Raw genomic sequence first — 2,936 nt, 5'->3', positions numbered from 1 at the left:
CGGGAATATGCGCGGCGGCCGCTTACCAGCGATGCTGCGGTGGATGCAGCAATCGCCGCGGCTCGGAAGGCGCAGCGGGAGTGGGCGCGGGTGCCGCTGGCGGAGCGGATCGCGATCCTGCTCCGCTTCGTGGAGGCGATGGAGGTGCTGAACGCAAAGATCGTGCCCGAGCTTGCCTGGCAGATGGGCCGGCCCGTTCGTTACGGCGGCGAGCTTCGTTCGCTCGCCGAGCGGGTGCGGGGGATCATCGATCTGGCGGAGGAGGCGCTGGCGCCGGTTGTGGCGGAGATGTCGCCGGAGCGCCGCCGCTACGTCTCGCGCGTGCCGGCGGGACTGGTGCTGGTGATCGCGCCCTGGAACTACCCTTTCCTTACCGCCGCCAACACGATCGTCCCGGCGCTGATCGCGGGCAATGCGGTGCTCCTGAAACATGCCAGTCAGACTTTGCTTGCAGGGGAGCGCTTCGCGGAGGCGCTGCGGATGGCCGGGCTCCCGGAGGGCCTGTTCCACAACCTCTTTCTCAGCCACGAGCAGACCTTCCGGCTGCTTCAGTCGAGCCTAATGGATCATGCCACCTTCACCGGCTCCGTGGAGGGCGGCCGGGCGATCGAACGTGCGGCGGCGGGATCCTTCACCTCGCTGACGCTGGAGCTGGGTGGCAAGGATCCGGCTTATGTCCGGGCCGATGCCGATATCGCGGCGGCAGTCGAAGGGCTGGTGGACGGGGCCTTCTACAATGCCGGCCAATCCTGCTGCGGAGTTGAGCGCATATATGTGCACGAGGCGGTGTGGGAGCCGTTTCTCGAGGGCTTCGTGGAGGGGACGCAGGGCTACCGCCTCGGCGATCCGCTCGATCCCGACACCAGCTTCGGGCCGCTCTCCAGCGCCAGGCTCGCCGGCCAGGTGCGCGAGCAGGTAAGGCAGGCGGTCGAGGCGGGCGCGCAGACGCATGTCGAGCGACAGCTCTTCCCCGCAGACACGGACGGCACCGCCTATCTGATGCCGCAGGTGCTCACCGGCGTCGATCATTCGATGGCGATCATGCGCGAGGAGACGTTCGGGCCAGCGGTAGGCCTCATGCCGGTGAAGGACGATGCCGAGGCGGTGCGCCTGATGAACGATTCCGACCTCGGGCTGACAGCATCCATCTGGACCAGAGACATGGACGCGGGGGAGCGGCTTGCGGCGGAGGTGGAGGCGGGCACCCTGTTCCTCAACCGCTGCGACTATCTCGATGCCGCACTTGCCTGGACTGGCCTCAAGAATAGCGGCCGCGGCGCCTCGTTGGGGCGCTTCGGCTACGAGGCCGTGACGAGACCGAAGAGCTTTCACTTGAGGAGCGGCTGATGGCGCTGCCCAATGCCAACTGGAATTATCCGACCGCGATCCGCTTCGGCGCCGGGCGCGTCGCGGAGCTGCCGGAGGCGTGCGAGAGCTTAGGCGTCAGGCGACCGCTTCTCGTGACCGACCCCGGCCTCGCCGAGCTGCCGATGGTGAAGTCGGCGCTCGCCTCGCTTCGTTCGGCAAGGCTCTTCTCCTCCGTCCATTCGAACCCGGTTGGAGCGGACGTGGAAGCAGGCGTAGCGGCCTTTCGCGAGGGTGGCCATGACGGTGTCATCGCCTTCGGCGGCGGAAGCGCGCTGGACGTGGGGAAGGTGGTCGCCTTCATGTCGGGCCAGACGCGGCCGATCTGGGACTTCGAGGACGTCGGCGACTGGTGGAGCCGGGCCGATCCGGCGGGCGTCGCTCCGATCGTCGCAGTCCCGACCACCGCCGGCACCGGGTCCGAAGTCGGCCGTGCTGGTGTGATCCTGGACGAGGAAGCGCAGATCAAGAAGATCATCTTCCACCCGAAGATGCTCCCTTCCGTCGTGATCCTCGACCCCGAGCTGACGCTTGGCCTGCCGCCGCACATCACGGCCGCGACCGGGATGGACGCGCTCTCCCACTGCCTCGAAGCCTATTGCGCGCCGGGCTTTCATCCGATGGCCGACGGCATCGCCGCGGAGGGGATGAAGCTGATCCGCGAATGGCTGCCGCGGTCGGTGGCGGACGGATCCGATCTGGAAGCGCGCGGGCATATGCTGATCGCCGCTTCGATGGGTGCGACGGCGTTCCAGAAGGGGCTTGGCGGGATGCACGCTTTGTCGCACCCGATCGGCGCCCTGCACGGCAGCCATCATGGCCTCACCAATGCCGTGGTGATGCCCTACATCCTGGCTTTCAACCGGCCCGCGATCGAGGAGCGGATCGGCCGCCTCGCCGCCTATATCGGCCTGGGGGATACATCGTTCGACGGCTTCCTCGGCTGGATCGTGGAGCTGCGCCGGAGCCTTGGCATCCCGCACAGCCTGCGCCAGCTCGATGTGCCGAACGACCGGGCCGAGCAGATCGCTCGCATGGCGGAGGCCGATCCGTCGGCAGGAGGCAATCCCCTTCCCTTCGATGCGGCCGCCGCGCGCCAGGTGTTCGATGCCGCCATGGAGGGGCGGCTCGCCTCCCTCTCCGGGGCTTAACCAAGCTGAAAGTGGCGCTGGATTATCCGGGCGGACGATCCGGAGAGACGCAGCGTGACGATTTTTCGCCTGAACCCCGACCTCGACCGCGACGCGCTCGCGCGCGAATATGCGGCCAATCGCCGCGTCCGCATCTACGATCTGCTGGAGCGGGAGGGCGTGATCGACCTTTGGGAGCATCTCGAGAGCCGCGCCGACTGGTGGCACCTGATCAACTCGCCCGATGGCATCCTCGAATATGACCGGGCCGCCCGCGCCGCCATGGCCGCCGACGAGCGAGCGGCGATCGACGAGCAGGTGTACGAGCGCGCGCGGCTGGGCTTCCAATATCGCTACGAGGGCCTGCGGGTCCCCGACGATGAGCAGCAGGGCGGGCCGGACGATCTCCTCACCGCCTTTGCAGACCTCATGTCCAGCGAG

2 protein-coding genes and 1 pseudogene are annotated in these 2,936 nt (G+C 67.7%); all 3 read left to right on the top strand.

Features of this window, described 5'->3' with window-relative positions; genetic code table 11:
- A partial coding sequence (locus tag VF662_RS02480) for an aldehyde dehydrogenase family protein (RefSeq protein WP_464137311.1) occupies positions 1-1,347 on the top strand: 1,347 nt, incomplete at its 5' end.
- On the top strand, positions 1,347-2,516 hold the full coding sequence (locus VF662_RS02475) for an iron-containing alcohol dehydrogenase (protein WP_464137308.1): 1,170 nt from the start codon (positions 1,347-1,349) through the stop codon (positions 2,514-2,516). The genes VF662_RS02480 and VF662_RS02475, both read left to right, overlap by 1 nt.
- A 54-nt stretch (positions 2,517-2,570) precedes the next feature.
- Positions 2,571-2,936 (top strand): annotated as a pseudogene (locus tag VF662_RS02470) (2OG-Fe(II) oxygenase); the annotation flags it as partial.

Source organism: Allosphingosinicella sp., from assembly GCF_036387215.1.
In the GTDB taxonomy this organism is placed as follows: Bacteria; Pseudomonadota; Alphaproteobacteria; order Sphingomonadales; family Sphingomonadaceae; genus Allosphingosinicella.
This window is presented reverse-complemented; position numbering and strand designations above follow the sequence as displayed.